At 62.2% G+C, this 20255-nt stretch carries 18 protein-coding genes; 4 read left to right on the forward strand and 14 right to left on the reverse strand.

Annotation, left to right across the window (positions count from 1 at the left end):
* The first annotated feature begins 147 nt into the window (after nucleotides 1-147).
* Nucleotides 148-1179 carry a tryptophan--tRNA ligase gene (trpS, locus tag ETEE_RS01565; protein WP_049640964.1) on the forward strand — a complete coding sequence of 344 codons (1032 nt, stop codon included), beginning with the start codon at nucleotides 148-150 and terminating at the stop codon, nucleotides 1177-1179.
* Between the two features lie 91 nt (nucleotides 1180-1270).
* On the opposite strand, the gene ETEE_RS01570 is transcribed toward trpS, so the two are convergent.
* From ETEE_RS01570 to ETEE_RS01605, 8 genes are all read right to left on the reverse strand, one after another.
* Nucleotides 1271-1825 (reverse strand): YfaZ family outer membrane protein, encoded by a 555-nt coding sequence (locus ETEE_RS01570; protein ID WP_034162600.1) that lies wholly within the window; start codon nucleotides 1823-1825, stop codon nucleotides 1271-1273.
* Nucleotides 1826-2124: 299 nt separating this feature from the next.
* Entirely contained in the window at nucleotides 2125-3519 is a 1395-nt protein-coding gene (gene menE, locus ETEE_RS01575; RefSeq protein ID WP_034162601.1) for an o-succinylbenzoate--CoA ligase, read from the reverse strand.
* Entirely contained in the window at nucleotides 3507-4478 is a 972-nt protein-coding gene (menC, locus tag ETEE_RS01580; protein ID WP_034162602.1) for an o-succinylbenzoate synthase, read from the reverse strand. Before menC ends, menE begins: the two co-directional genes overlap by 13 nt.
* Entirely contained in the window at nucleotides 4478-5335 is an 858-nt protein-coding gene (menB, locus tag ETEE_RS01585) for a 1,4-dihydroxy-2-naphthoyl-CoA synthase (protein WP_034162603.1), read from the reverse strand. Before menB ends, menC begins: the two co-directional genes overlap by 1 nt.
* Before the next feature lie 50 nt (nucleotides 5336-5385).
* Entirely contained in the window at nucleotides 5386-6159 is a 774-nt protein-coding gene (gene menH, locus ETEE_RS01590; RefSeq protein WP_034162604.1) for a 2-succinyl-6-hydroxy-2,4-cyclohexadiene-1-carboxylate synthase, read from the reverse strand.
* Complete coding sequence (gene menD, locus ETEE_RS01595; RefSeq protein ID WP_034162605.1) at nucleotides 6156-7835, reverse strand: 2-succinyl-5-enolpyruvyl-6-hydroxy-3-cyclohexene-1-carboxylic-acid synthase; 1680 nt, start codon at nucleotides 7833-7835, stop codon at nucleotides 6156-6158. Before menD ends, menH begins: the two co-directional genes overlap by 4 nt.
* Before the next feature lie 240 nt (nucleotides 7836-8075).
* Complete coding sequence (gene menF, locus ETEE_RS01600) at nucleotides 8076-9404, reverse strand: isochorismate synthase MenF (protein WP_034162606.1); 1329 nt, start codon at nucleotides 9402-9404, stop codon at nucleotides 8076-8078.
* Between the two features lie 140 nt (nucleotides 9405-9544).
* Nucleotides 9545-10048 carry a DUF1097 domain-containing protein gene (locus ETEE_RS01605; RefSeq protein ID WP_034162607.1) on the reverse strand — a complete coding sequence of 168 codons (504 nt, stop codon included), beginning with the start codon at nucleotides 10046-10048 and terminating at the stop codon, nucleotides 9545-9547.
* A 294-nt stretch (nucleotides 10049-10342) separates the two neighbouring features.
* On the opposite strand from ETEE_RS01605, the gene ETEE_RS01610 reads away from it, so the two are divergent.
* On the forward strand, nucleotides 10343-11809 hold the full coding sequence (locus ETEE_RS01610; RefSeq protein WP_034162608.1) for a C69 family dipeptidase: 1467 nt from the start codon (nucleotides 10343-10345) through the stop codon (nucleotides 11807-11809).
* Between the two features lie 60 nt (nucleotides 11810-11869).
* Here ETEE_RS01610 and hybE read toward each other — a convergent pair whose 3' ends face one another.
* Genes hybE through hybO form a run of 6 tightly spaced genes read right to left on the reverse strand, consistent with a single transcriptional unit; the run spans nucleotide 11870 to nucleotide 17860 of the window.
* On the reverse strand, nucleotides 11870-12382 hold the full coding sequence (gene hybE, locus ETEE_RS01615; protein WP_034162609.1) for a hydrogenase-2 assembly chaperone: 513 nt from the start codon (nucleotides 12380-12382) through the stop codon (nucleotides 11870-11872).
* Nucleotides 12372-12866 (reverse strand): HyaD/HybD family hydrogenase maturation endopeptidase, encoded by a 495-nt coding sequence (locus ETEE_RS01620; RefSeq protein WP_034162610.1) that lies wholly within the window; start codon nucleotides 12864-12866, stop codon nucleotides 12372-12374. The genes hybE and ETEE_RS01620 overlap by 11 nt, the downstream gene beginning before the upstream one ends.
* Nucleotides 12866-14569, reverse strand: a complete 1704-nt coding sequence (gene hybC / locus ETEE_RS01625; protein WP_034162611.1) for a hydrogenase 2 large subunit — start codon at nucleotides 14567-14569, stop codon at nucleotides 12866-12868. The genes ETEE_RS01620 and hybC overlap by 1 nt, the downstream gene beginning before the upstream one ends.
* The gene (gene hybB / locus ETEE_RS01630; RefSeq protein WP_012849195.1) at nucleotides 14566-15756 is read right to left on the reverse strand and encodes a Ni/Fe-hydrogenase cytochrome b subunit; all 1191 of its coding nucleotides are present in this window, start codon (nucleotides 15754-15756) and stop codon (nucleotides 14566-14568) included. The genes hybC and hybB overlap by 4 nt, the downstream gene beginning before the upstream one ends.
* On the reverse strand, nucleotides 15749-16732 hold the full coding sequence (hybA, locus tag ETEE_RS01635; RefSeq protein ID WP_034162612.1) for a hydrogenase 2 operon protein HybA: 984 nt from the start codon (nucleotides 16730-16732) through the stop codon (nucleotides 15749-15751). Before hybA ends, hybB begins: the two co-directional genes overlap by 8 nt.
* A gap of 3 nt (nucleotides 16733-16735) precedes the next feature.
* Nucleotides 16736-17860: a hydrogenase 2 small subunit gene (gene hybO / locus ETEE_RS01640; RefSeq protein ID WP_012849197.1), complete on the reverse strand. Its 1125-nt coding sequence runs from the start codon at nucleotides 17858-17860 to the stop codon at nucleotides 16736-16738.
* Between the two features lie 649 nt (nucleotides 17861-18509).
* On the opposite strand from hybO, the gene ETEE_RS01645 reads away from it, so the two are divergent.
* Both ETEE_RS01645 and ETEE_RS01650 read left to right on the forward strand, forming a co-directional pair.
* On the forward strand, nucleotides 18510-19454 hold the full coding sequence (locus ETEE_RS01645; RefSeq protein ID WP_034162613.1) for a sugar glycosyltransferase: 945 nt from the start codon (nucleotides 18510-18512) through the stop codon (nucleotides 19452-19454).
* Between the two features lie 140 nt (nucleotides 19455-19594).
* Entirely contained in the window at nucleotides 19595-20131 is a 537-nt protein-coding gene (locus tag ETEE_RS01650) for a cytochrome b (RefSeq protein ID WP_034162614.1), read from the forward strand.
* Nucleotides 20132-20255 lie beyond the last annotated feature (124 nt).

Raw genomic sequence — 20255 nt, forward strand, 5'->3', positions numbered from 1 at the left:
CGTCTGCCCCCCCTTCGCTGGTGGCGCCGTTTACTGCGGCGGCCCGATACTGTGTACTTCTAATTTCAGTGACCAAGCCGCCGGAAGGCGGCTTGATGTTTTCTATGGACGCACTCCGGCGCAGCTATCGATTAACGGAGAGCGACCATGCAACACCTTTCTTCCCCCAACGACGTTGAACAGCACATCTGCCTGAGCGGCGATCGCCCCACCGGCCCGCTGCATCTCGGCCACTACGTCGGCTCCCTGCGCCAGCGTCTGGCGCTGCAGCAGCGCTTCCCGCTGTATGTGATGATCGCCGATCTGCAGGGGCTGACCGATAACGGCAGCCGCCCGCAAAAGGTGGCGGACAACATTCTACAGGTGATGGCGGACTACCTGGCGGTCGGTCTCGATCCCCGGCGGGCTACGCTGTGCCTGCAGTCAGCGCTGCCCGCGCTAGCGGAGCTGACGATGCTATACATGAATATCGTCAGCGTGGCGCGCGTGGCGCGGAACCCCACGGTAAAAAACGAAATTGCCCAGAAGGGCTTTGCCAACGCGCTGCCGGCCGGTTTTCTGCTCTATCCGATAAGTCAGGCCGCCGATATCACCGCGTTCTGCGCCGATCGCATCCCGGTCGGCGACGATCAGCTACCGATGCTGGAGCAAACCAACGAGATCGTCCAGCGGATGAACGCCCTGCTGCCGCAGCCGGTGCTACGTCCCTGCCAGGCGATTCTCAGCCAGGTAGGCCGGCTGCCGGGCATCGACGGCAACGCCAAGATGTCCAAATCCCTGGGTAATGCCCTGCCGCTCAGCGCCGATCCCGCGCAGATCCGGGCGGCGGTTCACGCCATGTACACCGATCCCGCCCATCTGCGGGTCAGCGATCCGGGACGGGTCGAGGGCAACGTCGTCTTCACCTATCTCGACGCCTTTCATCCCTGCGCCGAACGGGTGGCCGAGATGAAGGCGCACTACCGCCGCGGCGGCCTCGGTGACAGCCAGTGTAAACGCGAGCTAGAGGCGTGTCTGCAGACCCTGCTGGCGCCGATCCGGCAGCGGCGCGCCGAGCTGTTGGCGGATCGCGCCCAGCTGCTGCAGATCCTGCAGGCGGGCAGCGAACGGGCGCGCGAAGTTAGCCAGCAAACGCTGATGGCGATCAAACGGGGACTGGGGCTGCCGCTGATGTACTGAGCCAGAATAGGAAAAAAGGGAGAGTGGGGGCGGCGACGAAAAGGGAGGCGCGGGAAAAGCAGGCGGCGCATCTGCGCCGCCGCACCGATCGTCAGAAGCTGAGACCGACGCCAACGTAGGGGCCATCGGCGATCGCGTTATCGCGGTGGCCGTTTTTGCCGGCCAGGTTAATGTAGCGATAGCCGACGTCCACGCTCAGCGGACGCATCACGTTCCAGCGCACCCCACCGGTGGCCTCCGTGTAGTCCTTGATCCCGCTGGAGAGGGAGTCCGGCGCATAGTAGGCCGAGCCGTACAGCGCGAAGCTTTGCCCCAGCGGCAGGTTAACCCCGCCGCCGATCGCCACGGCATAGTCATCGCTGCCGCCGCCGCTGTGCTTCGGATTCATATACATGGCCTTACCGCCCACGGAAATAATGGCGGAACCCAGGGGGACGCCCAACCCCAGTCCCAGGCCAACGATATCACCGTCGTTATCGCTGTGTGCCCAGTTCAGGGTGGAGTACAGGCCTGACGACCCGGTCCCCAGACCGACCTCAAGATTGGTAAAATCCTTACCGGCCTGTCCGTTCAGACTGATCGCCTGAGCCGCCCCGCTCAGCAGTAGCGCGCTGCCGGCTACCAGGCAGTAAAACGACTTCTTCATTGAATTTTCCTTATCAAACATTAAAAAATGTGCTCCAACATTTTCCCGACGTCCATCGCTCCGCCGGTGAAAAATGCGCCTCCGGCATCCGCCCGCCCAGCGGGGTCATCGGCTCACCGCCCCGCTCCGCGTAAGAACGGCTGCGGGAGGCGTGGCGCAGAGCGCCCCGAGGGCGTTAGCATAGCGGGAAGTCCGGAGAAACAGAATAAAAAAAGCGCCTCGTTGCCAGTCCGGGCGCATTATTTAAGATTATCCCGACGTCGCCGTACGGCGAGCCGGCGGCACCGGGTACCGTCAGGTCAGAGCCCCTGCGCGCGGTAGGCCTGCACGGCCCACTGCTGCACCTGACGGCGAGCGATTTTAATCCCGCCGCTTTTCAGCGTTTCGGGCAGCAGAAGCCAGGCCACCGGACGCTGAAAGCGCGCTACCCGGTTTTCCAGCCAGGCGGCCAGCGACGCCGTCGCCACGCTGCACTCCACCACCGCCAGCGGACGCTGGCCAAACTCGGCGTCATCCACCGGCACGATAAAGGCCTGAGAAACCGCCGGATGCTGCTGCAGAATACGCTCGATATCCTCCGGCTGGATCCCCTCGCCCCCGCTGAAAAACTGGTTATCCAGCCGCCCCAGTATGCGCAGCTCGCCGGACGCCCACGCCCCGCGATCGCGGGTATGGAACCAGCCGTCGTCACCCAGCAGCGGGTGCAGGCGGCCATCCCGCCAGTAACCGCAGGCCATGCTGTCGCCGCGCAGCAGGACTTCGCCGTCCGCCGCCAGGCAAACCTCACGCTGCGGCAGCGTCGTCCCCACGCCCGGCAGGGCATCCGCACGCTTGGCGCACACCGTTGAAGCCATCTCCGTCAGACCATAGCCGCACCAGCAGCGAATACCGCGCGCCTCCGCCGCCTGGGTCAGCGCCAGCGGGATCATCGCCCCTCCCAGCAAAACGTCGCGCAGGGCCACCGGCTGCGGCGACTGCAGCAGACGCCACAGCTGGGTCGGCACCAGCGACGCATGGCTACAGCCGTCCAGCGCCCGCTCCAGCGGGTGCATCGCACGCAGCGCCAGGCGAGCGCCGGCGAGCAGCCAGCGCCAGACGATCCCCTGTCCAGAGACATGGTACAGCGGCAGCGACAGCAGCCAGGTATCCTGCGCCGTCAGCGGTATCAGGGAGAGCACGCCCCGGGCCGAGGCCAGATGCGCGGCCGCCGTATGCACCGCCGCCTTGGGCAGCCCGCTGGAGCCCGAGGTCAGCGTCAGCGTCGCCTGGCGCCGGGGCGCCCATGGGGCAGACGCCGCGGCCGACCCCGAACGCAAATGCAGCGGCGGAATCCCCTCGGACCAGCTCAACGCAGACCCGGGCGCTAGGTCCAGCGCAAAGGCCACGTTGAGCCGCGGCAGCAGGACGCCGAGCAGCGCGGCGGGCAGCTGTGGATTCAGCGGCAGCACCCGGGCGCCCAGCTGCAGCAGCGCCAGATAGGCATACAGCATCTCGGGCCCATTCTTCGCCCGCAGGGCAACGACGGCCTCGGAGGCGACGCCCTGTGCACTGAATCCGCCGGCCAGCCCATCAATACGCTGCGCCAGCGTCCGCCAGTCAATCGCCTCGCCGTCGCTGCGCAGCGCGACGTCAGCCGGACGCAGACGCGCCCAGTGACGCCAGGGCCAGTCGTCAACGCCGCTCAGGCCTGCCATACCACGTCCAGCGCATCCTCACCCCACAGCGGCAGCGTACACGCCGGCCAGGCCCGCAGCAGCTGCGCCTGCATCAGCGTCAGGGTATCCAGACCCGGCGGCGTGCCCGGCGTCAGCCAGGCCGCCATGCGCGCCAGCTGGCTCAGCCCCAGGCTGGATTCAATGCTGGAGCTGATCACCGCGCTCAGGCCCGCCCGGTGCGCCTGCGCCACCAGCTGCTGGCAGCGCTGCAGGCTGCCGGTCAGGGTCGGCTTGATGACGATGGCCGCCACGCCCGGCTCCGCCTCGACGCGAAAGTCCGCATCGCGCACGCTCTCATCCCAGGCGATGGCGATCCCGGTGTCGCGGGCAAAGGCGCGCGACTCATCGCGGGTCTTACACGGCTCTTCCAGGAACAGAATGCGATCGCGCCAGGCCGGATTGACATATTTGGCAAAGCCATCCGCCTTGGCCCGGGTCCAGCTACGGTTGGCATCCAGACGCAGATGCAGATCCGGCAGCGCCTCCAGCAGCAGGTTGACGATCATCCCATCGCGTACCGCTTCATACAGTCCGACCTTCACCTTGGCCACTTTTTCGCCGGGGATCGACTGCAGCGCCTGAAACAGCGCATCGGGGTCGCCGTTGCACAGCGTGGCCGAGCGGTAGTTGGCCGCCTGCGGCAGCGCGCCAGAAAGCTCCGCCAGCGCACAGCTCAGGCCAAAGGCAACCGACGGCAGCGGGCTCTCCGCCGGCACCGCGCCCGCCTGCCACTCCGCCAGCAGGCGGCACGCCGCCTCCTGAGCCTCGGGCAGCGTTTCACGGCTAAATTCCGGTAACGGGGCTATCTCGCCCCACCCTTCGCGCCCGTCCTCGCGCAGTCGCACCAGTAGCCCATCGCGGCTTTTCAACCGCTGGTTACGCAGCGCGACGCCGGCGTCCACCGGCAGACGGTAGCGGTACAGCGTGGCCTGACGCATTACGGATTCCGCTTAAACTTGGAAAAGTCCGGCTGACGCTTTTCATTAAACGCGTTACGCCCTTCCTGCCCCTCTTCCGTCATGTAGAACAGCATGGTGGCATTCCCCGCCAGCTCCTGCAGACCGGCCTGGCCGTCGCAGTCCGCGTTGAGTGCCGCCTTCAGGCAGCGCAGCGCCATCGGGCTATTGCGCAGCATCTCACGGCACCAGCGTACGGTCTCACGCTCCAGCTCATCCAGCGGCACCACGGTGTTGACCAGCCCCATGTCCAGCGCCTGCTGTGCGTCATACATCCGGCACAGGAACCAAATCTCGCGGGCCTTCTTCTGGCCGACGATGCGCGCCATGTAAGAGGCACCCCAGCCGCCGTCGAAGGAGCCAACCTTCGGGCCGGTCTGGCCGAACTGGGCATTCTGCGCCGCGATGGTCAGATCGCACATCATATGCAGGACGTGACCGCCGCCGACCGCATAGCCGGCAACCATCGCCACCACCGGCTTCGGACAGGTGCGGATCTGACGCTGGAAGTCGAGGACATTGAGATGATGCACGCCGCTGTCATCGCGGTAGCCGCCGTAGTCACCGCGGATCTTCTGGTCACCGCCGGCGCAGAACGCCTTATCACCGGCGCCAGTCAGCACGATCACCCCGATGCCGTCGTCATAGCGCGCGTCGGCCAGCGCCTGCAGCATCTCTTTCACCGTCAGCGGGCGAAATGCGTTACGTACCTGCGGGCGGTTGATGGTGATTTTAGCAATACCGTCGGCGGACTTGTGATAGAGGATATCCTCAAAGTCGCCGCTGCAGTCCTGCCATGCGATCGGGGCGTACAGCTCTTGTTCGCTTGGATACAGCATAATACGTTTCCTGTTAATAAGGGTGCCGACCCGGCGGCGCGTCTGGCGCGTCAGCCGGGAGTTGATGTCGTTAAAAAGGTCCCCAGCGCGTCGCGAAACGCCCGTGGGTTGGCGCGGTGGGCGTTGTGGCCGGCGCCGTCGATCAGACGTACCGCCAGCCGCCAGCGCCCGGCCAGCGCGCGAAACTTGGTGTCCTGCTCACCGCATAAATAGCATAAAGGACAGGTCAGCGCCGCCAGCGCCGCGCCCAGCGGCGGCTGGACACCCAGCGAGGTCGCCTGCAGCATCTGCGCCAGCGCCGCGCCGGACTGTCCGGCGCGCAGCGCCACCAGGGCGGCCCGCGCCGCCGCATTCAGATCGGCGAACACCGGCTGTCGATACCAGTCATCCAGCACCTGCGCCAGCGGCTCGCTGCGCAGGCGCTCGGCCCAGCGGCCGTCGTGCGCCCACCGAGCCTGGCGCTCCGCGGCCGTCTCCAGTCCGGGGTTTCCCCCCTCGACCGCCAGCGCCCATAGCCCGGGCGCGCCCTGGCAGCCATGATACATCGCCAGGCGACCGCCCAGCGAATAGCCGATCAGCCCATAGGACGTCACCCCGGCGGCGCGCAGCGTATCGCGCAGCGCGGCATCGCTCTGGGCAAAGTCGTCCACCGTCAGCGCTGCCGAGTCACCGTGCCCCGGCAGATCGATCAGCACATGCGCATACTGCGGCAATGCCTGCGCCTGCGCCAGCCACTCACGGTGATTGCCGAGAAAGCCATGCAGCCATACCAGGGTCGGTGCACCGGGAGACGCGGCCGCCAGGCGGCGATAGGCCAGGATCACAGCGCGGCCACCTTACCCAGCAGCTGCTGCAGTGCCTCCGCGCCCGCCGTGCCGGGCACCCGCAGTTCGATCAGCGTCGTCCCGCTGCGCCGCCAGCCCTGGGAGACCGCGTCGCTCAGCGCCGCCCAGTCCGTCGGGCAGGCGTAGGTCAAATCAAACAGCGCCGCCGCGTGGCGGAAATCCACATTCTGCGGCATCAGGTAAAAGCGTTCGCGCTCCGCCGGCGGCGTCGGCAGCATGGAGAAAATCTGCCCGCCGTTGTTGTTCACCACGATCACCACCGTCGGCGCCGTCACCTGGCGCAGCAGCGCCAGGCCGTTAATATCGTACAGCGCCGACAGATCGCCCAGGATCGCCAGCGTCGGCAGCCCGCTGCCGCGCTGTACCCCGGCAATGGTTGAGACCAGGCCATCGATACCGCTGGCGCCGCGGTTGCTGTATACCGGGTAGCCCGCGGGCAGCTGCCCCAACGCATCGACCAGACGCACGATCAGGCTATTGCCGACAAACAGCTGTCCCCGCAGCGGCAGCAGCTGCGCCAGCCGGTGCGCCACCTGCGCCTCGCCAAACGACGCCTGCAGCGTTTGCTCAACGCACTGGGCTGCCCGCTCGGCCAACGCCTTCAGCCCGGGCGCCCAGGGCGCAGCGGGCTGCGCCGGGTGAGCCTGTAGCCATGCCTGCACCGGCGCCACCAAACGACGACCGCGGTGACAGGCGGGATCCAGCCGTCCCGGCAGCGGATCGATCAACCAGTAGCGCTGCGGTTTGCAGGCCGCCTGCCACTGCAGCAGGCGCTTCCCGGTCAGGCTGGCACCAAACTGCACGACGATCTCGGCCTGCGCCAGCAGGCGGCGCGCCTCCGCGTGGGGCAGCCACAGATCGGCGCAGGGCAGCGGCTGGCCACTTTGCGACAGCACATCCCCCAGCACCGGCCAGCCCAGCATCTCTCCCCAGGCAGCCGCCTGGCGGCCCGCCTCGGCATCCACGCGGCCAATCAGCACCACCCCGCGGCGGCGACGCCACTGCGCCCAATCCGCCTCTGCACGCACCGCGCCCGCATAGGGGGTGCTCTCCTGCAGCCAGGGCGTCTCGCCCTGCCACCAGCTGCCCAGCGCCGCAGACCATCCCTGCTGCCCGTCGTCATCCTCGCCGTACAGCGGCTCTGCGAAGGGGCAGTTGATGTGCAGCGCACCGTGGTCGAGGCGGGCCATGGCGCTATCGACGCTGGAAACCAGCCAGGCGGCGGAGATGTCCGGCGTAGGCCGGGGAAGATTGAGGGTTTCCGTCGGGTGGGAGGCGAACATGTTCTGCTGGCGGATCGCCTGGTTGGCACCGCAGTCGATCAGCTCCGGCGGGCGGTCGGCGGTCAGCAGGATCAGCCGCTCACCGGTCAGCCCGGCCTCGATCAGCGCCGGGTAGAGATTGGCGACGGCCGTTCCCGACGTGACGATCACCGCCACCGGCTGGCCGCTGACCTTGGCCAGCCCCAGCGCCAAATGCCCTAGGCCGCGCTCGTCGAAATGGGTATGGCTATGCAGGCGGGGATGGGCCGCCGCCGCCATCGTTAGCGGCGTAGAGCGGGAACCGGGAGCGATACAGACATGACGTACGCCGTGACGGGTCAACGCTTCAAGCAGCACCGAGGCCCAGCGACGGTTAAACAGAATAGATGACATGGCGACTCAACAGTGACTTAGCGGATTGCGCGTCCTACGGCTGCAGCGAACAGGCTGGCAGCGGCTTCCCTGACGCACGCGTTGGCATACAGCGCGCCTCACGCAGAGGCACAATGTAAGACCATGATTTAAAAGAGAATCAAATGTAAAATATGACCAATATGGTACACCAGACTCCCCCATATCACAATCTGTGTGCTGCGCATGTGTCGCCCCGATCGCAGCTTTCGCCCCCGGGGGCTACAGGCTCTCCCCCTCCAGCAGCGTGCGCAGACCGGCTGCCTTATTCTCAATCTCCAACCACTCCTGCTGCGGATCCGAGCCCGCCACGATGCCGGCGCCGGCGTACAGATGGATGCGATCGTCTTCGATCAGCGCCGAGCGCAGCGCAACCGCAAACTCGGCCTGGGCCAGCGAAAGGTAGCCTGCGGATCCCGCGTACCAGCCGCGCGCAAAGGGTTCATCGCGCATAATAAAATAGCGTGCGGGCTCACGCGGCAGGCCGGCCACCGCCGCCGTCGGCTGCAGGCGCCGCAGGCATTCGGCGTCATCCTGCTGATTCAACGTAACATGAATGGTGCGCCGCAGATGCTGAACCTTACGCAGCGCCACGATCTCCGCCGCCATCACCTCTAGAGTCGGCGCGCCCGCACCGCTGCGCAGGCGCTGACAGATATCGTCGACCACCAGCAGGTTTTCATGCTGATTCTTGCCATCCTGCATCAGCCAGGCCGCGTTGTCCCGGCGCTGCGCCTCGTTTCCGCCGCGGGCGACGGTACCGGCCAGCGCTTCGGTCTCCAGCTGCACCCCGATGCGGCGGTACAGCCGCTCCGGCGACGATCCCAAAAATGCGCGGTGCGGCGCCAACGCCAGCATAAAGTGGTAGCAGCGGTGGTTGACCGCCCGGCTGGCGGCCAGAAACTGCGCCGCGCGCAGTGGCTCACTGAGGGTCAGGGTGGTACAGCGCGCCATCACCACCTTGGCAAATTCATTGCGGGCGATCGCCGCCAGCGCCTGGGTCAGCAGCGCGCACCAGGCGTCGTGATCGGGCTGGTGCGCGGCGCTCAGTACCTGGGCCTGTAGGGCACCCAGCGGCTGCGGCGGCAGCAGCGCGGCCAGATCGCTCAACGCCCGCGGCAGATCCGCCTGCAGCGACGTCTCGCTGTACAGGTATACCACCAGCTCGGCCCGATCGCCGCGGCGCAGCAGCGCCAGACGCGGCAAAAACAGCAGGCTCTCCACCTCACCATAGCCCTCCAGCGTCACGCGATCGAAGGCATTCAGCCCCCAGATCCGCAGATCCGGCTGGCGGTGTCGCCGAATAAACGCCTGCGCCTGCTCGGCATCGCGAAACACCTGCAGCGCCCCACACACCGCGGCCTCTTCCTCATCGCTGCGGTGGCGCCAGTAAAACTGCGGATACAGCGGCTGGGTCGCCAACCACGCCAGCATCGAATCGCTATCATGCGCCGCAAAGGGCAGCGCCACTCTGACCAGTCCCGGACCCTGCTGGGCCGCTTTATGTAGCTGGGGGACAATGCGTTGTATCAGAGCGGTAAAATGGTGCACGACAACCTCGGTCGGGGATAACAGCGGTTAGGAGAGTGGTGAATTATACGGGGGATTAAAGAGAAAAAAAGCGGATGAAGGTGATATCGCTCTCACTGGCGGACAATCGTTGAAAAAGCCGCCAGCGAGACGTCCCCGATTTAGCGAACCCCTGCGCCGTCGGTGCGCGCGTCGTCCGGTAACGGCACGCTGCGGCGCCGGCGAGCAGCCAGCCACAGGCCGCTGTTCTTCATCCCATAGCCAAACAGCAGCCCCAGCAGCAGTGACGGTATCACCAGGCGCCAGTCACCGCCGGCGGCGAAGGTGGCGCAGCAGCCGATAAAGGTCCCCGGAACAAAGGAGAGCCAGCGCTGACAGGCCTGAACGCACATCAGAAAGGCCACCGCGCCGGTCAGCCCATACCCCAGCAGCGCCATGTGCGGCTGCAGCGCGCTGCCGTTGATGATGATCTCCGCCCAGAACACGCCGCTGCACAGGGTGCACAGTGAGATGCCCAGCCCTTTCAGCCCCCCCTGCGGACAGGCGAAGTACGCGGTACAGCCCAGGAAACCGGCCCAGACCGATAGCCCGAGGCTGATGGCGACCCATCCCCACACGGCCGACAGAATCCCAGTGGTTAAGGCAATGGCAAGTAAGACGGGCATCGCAGGCTCTCCTGATACAAAAAGCGTAGTGTAGCGGCGAATGGGCAATATTCATTGATAGACATCACGCCGTCATTTGATGATCTTGTGACTATTACATCATAAAGTGATATTAATCACACTTTTTGCCGGTTTTATGCGGTTTGTTCGATTCGTTATGCTCGACGGGCGCCGTGGTCATTTCCGCTTACAAAAGGTAACGCGCTTTTTATTAGCAGGGTTTGTAACTGACGCTAACGCGATCTACTGTGAAGAAGATTTACGAAACAATACTTATAACGATTGGAGTCAATTATGAAAACCACTCTGCTTGCGGCAGCGATCGCTACGCTGTGCGTTGGTCAGGCCATGGCCTGTACGACGATACTGGTGGGCAATCAGGCCACGACCGATGGTTCTTTTATCGCAGCGCGAAATGAAGACTACTCAGCCAATAATGCCAAACATATGGTCATCCACCCGGCGGCCCATAATCAGCACGGGGTGTTTAAATCCCACGGCAATGACTTTACCTATCCGCTGCCGAAAGAGGCGCTGCGCTACACCGCCATTCACGATTTTGATACCCAGGATAAATCAATGGGTGAGGCCGGCTTCAACTCCGCCGGCGTCGGAATGACCGCGACCGAAACCATCTACAACGGGCAGCCGGCGCTGAAGGCCGATCCCTATGTAGAGAAAACCGGGATCACGGAAGACGCTATCCAGAGCGTGGTGTTGCCGCGTATTCACAGCGCGCGTGAGGGCGTTGAGCTGCTGGGCAAGATCATCGAACAGCAGGGCGCCGGTGAAGGCTTTGGCGTCGCCTTCGTCGACCAGCACGATCTGTGGTATTTGGAGACCGGCAGCGGCCACCAGTGGATGGCAACCCGCCTGCCGGCGGACAAATACCTGGTCTCCGCCAATCAGGGCCGTCTGCGTCAGTATGATCCGAAAGACACCGCAAACTACCTGGGCTCCCCGACCCTGATCAGCTTTGCCGAACAGCATGGCCTGTACAGCCCGAAAGACGGCGCCTTCGACTTCCACAAAGCCTATTCTCAGGACGTCGAAAACGATGTGACCTATAACTATCCGCGCGTCTGGACGCTGCAGCACATGTTCAACCCGCAGCTGAAGACCACCATCACCGACGGTAAAAACTTCCCGGTCTTCCTCACCCCGGCCAAGAAAATCAGCATTGCCGACGTAGAGCAGGCGCTGCGTAACCATTATCAGGGAACCGCGCACGACCCCTATGCCAACAACAACCCGAAAGAGCCTTACCGCCCGATCTCCGTATTCCGCACCCAGGAGTCGCACATCCTGCAGGTTCGTCCGAACTTACCCAAAGCGATCGGCGAAGTGGAATACGTCGCCTTCGGGATGTCCGCGCTGAGTGTCTATGTGCCCTATTATCAGGGCATCGAGCACTATTTGCCGGGCTACGACAAGGGGAGCGATCAGGCCAGCGATGACTCCGTCAACTGGAAGTTCCGCACGCTGCAAACCCTGGTCATGCAGGATTACAACGCCTATGCGCCTGACGTACAGCGCGCCTACCATCAATTCGAGCAGCAGACGGCCCAGCGTCAGCAGAGCATGGAGCAAGAATACCTGACGCTCTATAAGTCTCAGCCGAAGAAGGCCCAGCAGCTGCTGCAACAGTTTGAGGATCAGACCATGCAGGACGCACTGAAGCTGACCGATCAGCTGACCCGTCAGGTCGTGACCAAAATGACCCATGCCACCGACATGAAGTATCACTTCGAAGGGGCATAACGCCAGGCGCTGGCCATAAAAAAACACCCCGCGCTGCGGGGTGTTTGCTTTTATGGACGCTTAACCGCGGCGGCTGAACAGCGCTCGCCGGGAAAGATCCACCTCGTGGGTCTCCGTCACCGGCAGGGAGAGCAGCATGGTCAGCGTATCGCGCATCAGCTGTTCGGCCTGCTCAGCCTCCAGATGGGGATCGAGAGGCGACATCAGCGAACAGGAGAGCAGCTGTCCGCTCTGCGGCAGCTCTCCGACCATAAAGGTCATGTTGCCGCGCGGCAGCTGCAGCGCCAGACGATCGCCGATCTTACGCGCCGGCCAGGCCTGATCCGGCCCAGGCAGGATCACCACGCTCAGCATCCACGGCGTCAGCACACAGCCGATCCACTGCCCGTCGAACGGACGCATCACGGCGCTGACCGGGATCCCGGCGCGATAGAACGGCAGATCGTGCATTTCGCCCGTGGCGATCTGCTGATACTGCGCGATCAGCTGCGCGGCAGGATCGCTATCGAACCCCACGCGCCCGGCGGCCATGCCCTGCTCCGGCGGCTCATCGTGCGGGAACTCACTGTGCATGGATATCCCCCTGGTGCAGGGCCTGAATCCCCTGCTCACGCAGGATAGCCAGCACCCGGTCCATCGCCACCGGCACCGCGCTGGCGATCGCCGGCGTCAAACCGATGTTCGGCTCCAGCGACTGCGGCTCAATGCCGACCAACGTCAGCTTTTTCGGGAACTCGTCCGTCAGGCGCAGCGCCGACAGCACGTCGGCCAGCCCCAGCTGGTGCGGCGAAATTTTACGGCTAAACATCGCCGGGACCTCGTCGTCGCGCAGCGTGATGACGCTGCCGGGTTCGCTGCCGCTGAGCACGGCGTCCACCACGATCAGGTGATCGCGGCAGGCCAGGTACTCCAGCAGCTCCATGCCGGCGGTGCCGCCGTCCATCAGCTCGACGTTGGCCGGAAAGCGATAGTCGCGCTGCAGGCGCTCGACGATACGCACGCCGACCGCCTCATCGCTGAGCAGCAGGTTTCCAATCCCGAGAATCAGCGTATTCATTACAGGATTTTCACCTTGGTGGTTTCGCCATCCAGGGTATTCACCACGTGTACCGCACAAGACATGCACGGGTCGAAGGAGTGCACGGTACGCACCACTTCCAGCGGCTTGTTAATGTCGGCGACCGGAGTCCCCACCAGCGCCTGCTCGTACGGGCCCGGCTCATCCTGGCCGTTGCGCGGGCCGGAGTTCCAGGTTGACGGCACCACTGCCTGGTAGTTGGCGATCTTGCCACCCTTGATGACGATCCAGTGCGACAGTGCGCCGCGCGGCGCTTCTTCGAAGCCGACGCCGCGGTACTCTTTGTTCGGGTCGATTTCGGCCGGGATATAGGCCACGTGATCGCCCTTGCCGATATTGTCGATCAGCGCCTGCCACTGCATCATCAGGGTATCTTTCAGCACGCAGCAGCGCACCGCGCGGCCAATGATGCGCCCCATGGTGGAGTGCAGCTGTTCGACCTGCAGCGTCTTGCCGGTCAGCTTCTGGTACAGCCCATTGACTTCGTTGTAATGTTTAACGGTGTCTTCATGCTTGGCTGCCAGCTTCACCAGCAGATCGGCCAGCGGACCGACTTCGACCACCTTGCCGTACAGGGTCGGCGATTTCACCCAGGAGTACTTACCGTCCTCCTGCCAGCCGGTGTAGTTCGGCTCGGTTTTCCCTTCCCACGGCTTCAGGTTAGCGTCATCCTGATACCAGGAGTGCTTGCTGCACTCGGCGATACCGGCGATCAACCACGGATCCTGCTGGCTATTGATCGGGCGGTAGTTGGCCATGTCACCGTTTTCGATATAGCCGCCCGGCAGCAGGAAGCTACCGCCGTCGCCGTCGGTCGGCAGCTCCGGCACGCTCAGGTAGTGCTGAGCGCCGCGGCCCAGCGTCATCCATTCCGGGTAGTTGGCCGCGATGATCGCCGCGTCCACCTTGTACACCTGCTCAATGAAGTCGCCCAGACGTTCGATGAACATCTTGACGTACATCAGGCGCTCCAGGTTGAGCACGCTCGGCGCGTTGAGATTGATCGGGTTGGCCACACCGCCGACCGCCAGGTTCTGGATATGCGGAGACTTACCGCCCAGGATAGCGACGACGCGGTTGGCGTCACGCTGGCACTCCAGCGCCTGCAGGTAGTGGGCGACGGCGATCAGGTTCACTTCCGGAGAGAGCTTCATCTCCTTGTGGCCCCAGTAGCCGTTGGCAAAGATCCCCAGCTGGCCGCTGTCGACCAGGTTACGGATCTTCTGCTGTACCTTGGCGAACTCGCCGGCGCTGTTCAGCTTCCAGGCGGAGACGCCCTGCAGCATCGCCTCACACTTGTTCGGATCGGCTTTCAACGCGGCGGTGATGTCCACCCAGTCCATCGCCGACAGCTGATAGAAATGCACGATATGGTCGTGAATGCTGTGCGCCGCCAGGATCAGGTTACGGATATACTGCGCGTTCACCGGGACCTTGGCGCCGACGGCGCTTTCGACCGCGCGGACGGAGGCGATGGCGTGGATGGTGGTACACACGCCGCAGATACGCTGAACGATCATCCAGGCGTCGCGCGGATCATTACCCTTAACGATGTCTTCCATCCCGCGCCACATGGTGCCGGATGACCAGGCTTTAGTCACTTTGCCGTTTTCGATCTCGCAGTCAATGCGCAGATGGCCCTCGATGCGGGTAATCGGGTCGATAGTAATACGTTGGCTCATACTTTAGCTTTCCCTTGGGCCTGATAACCTTGGTGTTTTAAATGGTCAAGCGCTGGCAACACCGGCAGCAGCCGGATCAGCAGCAAATAAGCAACGACTTCAATAGCCACAAAGCCCATTGAAATCAGCACCTCTTCAGAGGTTGGAAAATATCCGTAGCCGTTGCCCGGCACAAAGGCCAGCAACGAGTAGTTCAAGCGCCACAGGGCCGAACCGAGCAGCATGCTCAGCGCGCCGACAAACAGAATGCGCGAGTCTTTACGGCAGCGCGCAGAGCAGAATGCCAGCAGCGGGAACAGCATCAGCATGGCCTCACACCAGAAGCTGACGGAGTAGCGGTCAAACTGGAACAGGTAGTGCAGTTTATCATGCATCGCCAGCTCGCCGAAGCGCAGCACCAGGAACAGCAGCAGGAACACCTGGATCACCCGCACCAGCTTGGCAAACAGGGTTTTCTCATCTGGGCCGCGCCCGCGCAGGCCGGCCTGCACCAGCGAGCCTTCAAAGACCACGATGGAGAAGCCCATGATAAAGGCGGTCAGCAGCGACAGCAGCGGCAATAGCTCGTAGCTCTGCCACAGCGGATGCACCTTCTTACCGGCGGCGATCATCAGCGAGCCCATGGAGGACTGGTGCATGGTCGGCAGCAGCGCACCCAGCGCCAGAATAAAGAACATGACCTTATTCAGGCGTTTCAGCGACACCTTCCAGCCGAAGCGCTCCAGGATAACCGGCGCAAACTCCAGCGCCATCACGCCGATATACACCGTCATACAGGCCGCCGTTTCAAACAGCACCGAGGAGGTATTGAAATGCCCCGGGATGTAGAAGTACGGCAGGTTCCAGTAACGGCCCACATCGATGGTGATGGAGAGGCCGCCGAGGGAGTAGCCGAACAGGCTGGCCAGCAGCGCCGGACGCACCAGCGGGTGGTATTCGCCGCGGTTAAACACGTACACCGCCCAGGCCAGCGCCCAGCCGCCGCAGGCGAAGCCGGTGCCGATCAGCAGGTCAAACGCGATCCAGATCCCCCACGGATAGCCACCGTTCAGATCGGCGACGGAGCCGATACCGAAGATCAAACGCTTCAGGATAAACATCCCGCACAGCAGGATGAACGGGGCCAGCAACACGACGGGCCAGCTTACCAAACGCCCGCCGAGCGGACTGGCTTTATGATCACTCATTATCATCGTCTCCGTCATGGTGATTCTTGGTATTTCGATAGGTCATTACCGAAAGACCGGCCAGGACCACCAGCGGCAGGATCATGCCTTTGTACAACGTATGCTGAATGTGTTCGGAGCGGGCGCCGGTAGACAGCTCATCCAGCTGCGGCATACCCAGCTTGGCATAAGGCACGCCCGCCAGAACCAGAACCTGGGTACCGCCCCCCTCTTTCTCGCCATACACGTAAGGCTGATAGTGGGCGACCGGGTGCTGATAGCTGTCATTGCTGTGCAGGGTCTGACGCGGGTAGGCATACTCTGCGCCGGGACGCGCGGCGAGACGCTTCTTGGCCTCGGCCAGCAGCTCGTCACGGGTACCGTAGATCACCGCACCGGCAGGACACACCTCGACACAGCCCGGCAGTTTACCCTGATCGATACGCTCCAACCCTTTCTGATTACACAGTTCACATTTGTGAATCGCCCCGAACGGGTTATCGTAATCGTACTTCGGTACGTCGAACGGGCAGGCCACCATGCAGTAGCGACAGCCGGTGCAGACGTCAGGATCGTACATGACGATCCCGGTGACAGGGTGCTTCTTCAGCGCAGAGACCGGACAAACAGAGACACAGTTAGGATCGACGCAGTGCATGCACTGCTTCTTGATGTAGGCGTAGCCGTTTTCTACCTGATCCTTATTCACCCCGGTGCCGTCACGCCATACCTGAATTATGTTATTGGTATAGGGCGTCAGCTTATCGTTGTTGGACCAGATCGGATCGCCGTTCGGGTTCAGCTGATTTTTGTTCAGTCGCTGACACTCCGCGACGCAGGCCTGACAGCCGACGCACAGCGTTGAGTCATACAGCATCCCCACCGCCGTCGGGATCGGCGGCTTGTTCTCGGCCGCTGCCTGGGCGCTGCCGGAGGCGGCAGTGCCCGCCGCCAGCGCGCCGACAGAGGCGAACTTCAGAAAATTTCGTCTGTTCACGGTTTACTCCTCCCGTGAATCGTGTTGATCCGCCTGGTTACGCTTCTGCTGGCGACCCAGCTCACGCACAGCCATCAGGCTCACCCCGGCCAGGATCCCCAGCGCGCCGCCGATAAGACCGGTGGCCGTCGGCGAGATATGCCCACCCTCTTTGTTATCCACCAGCGGTTTTTCCGCGCGCGGCGTCGGGTTTTCTACGCTGGAGAGCTGGAAGATCCCCTTGGTAAAGCCGACACCCTGCTCGTTACAGCCGTAGCACGGGTGGCCGATGCCCACCGGCCAGATGCCGCCGCCGATGTCGCAGAACTCCAGCGTCGAGCAGTTGCCGTAGGTTTCCGGCCCCTTACAGCCGAGGTGATACAGACACCAGCCCTGACGGTGGCCATAGTCACCGAACTCTTTGGCGAAGCGGCCTGCGTCGAAGTGCGGGCGACGCTCGCAGTTCTCGTGGATCAGGCGCTCGTAGGCGAACAGCGGACGGTGCTTGCTGTCCAGCTCCGGCAGCTTGCCATAGGTGATGTAGTAGACCACGGTGGTCAGGAAGTTATGCGGGTTAGGCGGGCAGCCCGGGATATTGATCACCGGACGACCCAGCGCCTCTTCCAGGCTGACGGCGCCGGTCGGGTTACCGCCGGTAGCCGGAACGCCGCCCCAGGCGGAACAGGAGCCGATAGCGATCACCGCGGCCGCATCGGCGGCGGCCTTACGGATCTGATCGACGATAGGCTCGCCGGCCACCATGCAGTACACGCCGCCGTCTTTCAGCGGAATGGAGCCATCCACCACCAGGACATATTTGCCCTTGTAGCGCGCCATGGCGTTGTGCAGGTTTTCTTCAACCTGATGACCGAAGGCTGATGACAGTACCTCATGATATTCCAATGAGATGGTATTCAGCAGCAGCGTTTCCAGCGTCGGGTGCGTGGAACGCAGCAGGGCCTCGGTACAGCCGGTACACTCCTGGGCACCGATCCAGATAACCGGAGGACGCTGCGGACTGGTGATCGCTGCCGCCATTTCCGCCGCCGCATTGGAGCTTAACCCTAGTGTGGCGGCCATGCCCGCGCACAGTTTCATAAAGTCACGACGATTGATGCCGTGAGCGGATAAAAAAGAATCCTCAACCATTCTGCAGTTTCCTGTTTATGCGCATTCGTCTGGTGGAATGCTTTCAGGGGCGCAATGCTAAGGATTTGCCCCCCCCGCTGTGGTTGATCTTCATCAAGTTGACTGGCTTTTTTTACGCGATAAGGATATTTATGTGAAACAGAGCGATTCAGCCCTGACCATCTGTTCAAAAAGCCCTCAATTAATTCATATAATTATGCTATAGCGCCATTAGACACCTTAATAACTATCAGCCTATCTATTTCACATGATTATTATTTAGCGACGGTCATGACCTCCGCGCCGCGCCGCCGCCTCCCTCTTTTTGATTAACCGAGAGCCCAGTCGATAGCGTAAATATCTCTTCCCACAGTCCCAAGAATAGGCGCTGAGCATTGCTTTTATTTTTACGGCGCAGATCCGCCGCCTTCCTCGCAAAACGCAGCGCCTGTGCTACTTTTTCCGGCAGCGGTCAGGATGCTGCACCGAAGCCCTCTCCCGGCACCCGAGCGCCCGCGGCAGGCCGACGAGATGCCGCGGGTGGCGCCCCGCACCACGGTTAAACAAAGCATCAACAGACAAGACTTTAAGCTAAAAATACCGCAAAAAAATAAAGTTATGATGACGATTAAGAACACCCCGCGTTACATATCAGCTAATTGGATGAATTATGGGTTCTTTTTTTAAACAGCTGTACCGCTACTCCCACCCCCGCCCCTATCGCCATAACGAAAATCTTTGGCCATACGTAAAAATCACGCGCGGCGACGGCGGTGAAATTGTAACGTTAGATTACAAAAAACAGCCGATCCCCATCGTCCCGCTGAGCCAGCTGCAGCGCAGCAGTCACGGTAAGGTGCTGCTGACGGCGAGCGGCCCGTCGGTCAATACGCTCTGTTTTGAGCAGCTCCCCGCCATGCCCGCCGTCGGGGTGAACGGCGCCTACTTTTTACATCACAAGGTTGACTTTACTTTTTACGTTATCATCGATATGGGGTTTATCGATCGGCGTCCGGACGTCGTTCTGGAGGTGATTAAACAGTGCGGATTAACCCTGTTTACCACCGTTCACGGTATGGCCCGCATCCTCGACCGCTTTACCCTCGGCGCCCTCCGCTGCCGCCTGGCCATCATTGAGGATATCGCGGAAAAGGTCTATTGCCCCAGCCTCACGCCTCGCCAGCTTAGGGCGCACTATGGGCAGGACCGCAGCATACAATTTTCCGACAATGAGCAGAGCATTGGGTTCAGCCAGGATATCCGCCGCGGCATCTTCGACGCGGGCACCGTCGTCTATTGGGCGCTGCAGATCGTCGCCTACCTTGGCTTTAATACGATATTTATCGCCGGGCTGGATATGAACAATTTCGACCGTCCCCGTTTCTATGAGACCCTGGGCAGCATGCTGCCGACCTTTTTAGCCGATAAAGTAGAACCGCTGATCATCCCGGCCTTTCTGCATGCAAGCCAGGTGATGAAGGCCAATAATATCGACATCAAAAATCTCTCGCTGAATAGCGCGATCGACGACGCTATTTTTGAAAAAATTGACGCCCGGCGCTACTTTCAGCAATGGAGTCCTCATGTGGAAAAGGCTGAGCCCGGCATCATATAATTGCCATAGGTACGGACATTCGCGTCGTTGGGTGACGTGTCAGACATCATCGCAGGATAAAATCAGAGAAAACCCTTTAAGGGTCTCTTAATATTTTTCAGCTAGTCTACAATGTCACGAACCCATGAGAGTGAGAGACCATGCAACGCTTTAGTAAAATACAAATATCCCTGCACTGGATAACGCTGCTGCTGATTGCCATCGCCTATATCAGCATTGAGTTCCGCAGCCTGTTTGCCAAGGACTCACCGGCCTATCTATTGATGCGCGAAGTTCACTACAATGCCGGCGTACTGGTATGGATTGCGATGCTGATACGCCTCGGGCTACGTCACATCCTGCCGGATCCGCCGATCCTGCCGCCGCCGCCGCGCTGGCAGCATCTGGCGGCGCGCATGATGTACCTGACGCTCTACCTCTGGTTCCTGGCGATCCCGCTGCTGGGCGTCACCTTGATGGCCTACGGCGGTAAAAGCTGGTCGCTGTTTGGCATGACCATCGCCCCCTGGGTTACGCCGGATCCTTCCATGAAGTCCGTGATAAAAGAGTGGCACGTGGTGCTGGCCAATATCGGCTACGCCCTGATCGCTATGCACACCGCCGCCGCGCTGTTCCACCACTATGTCATCCGTGATAACGCGCTGCTGCTGATGATGCCGCAGAAAAAAACGCGCTGATCCGCCTCAGGCGCCGACGCCGGCGCCTGAGATCGCCCCGCCCCTCCCCCGCTTACCTATCCAACATAAATTAAGAAGCACGAAGCAACTATTCACCTGTATGATATGTATCCTTAAAACGCCG

Source organism: Edwardsiella anguillarum ET080813 (genome assembly GCF_000264765.2).
Lineage (GTDB): Bacteria > Pseudomonadota > Gammaproteobacteria > Enterobacterales > Enterobacteriaceae > Edwardsiella > Edwardsiella anguillarum.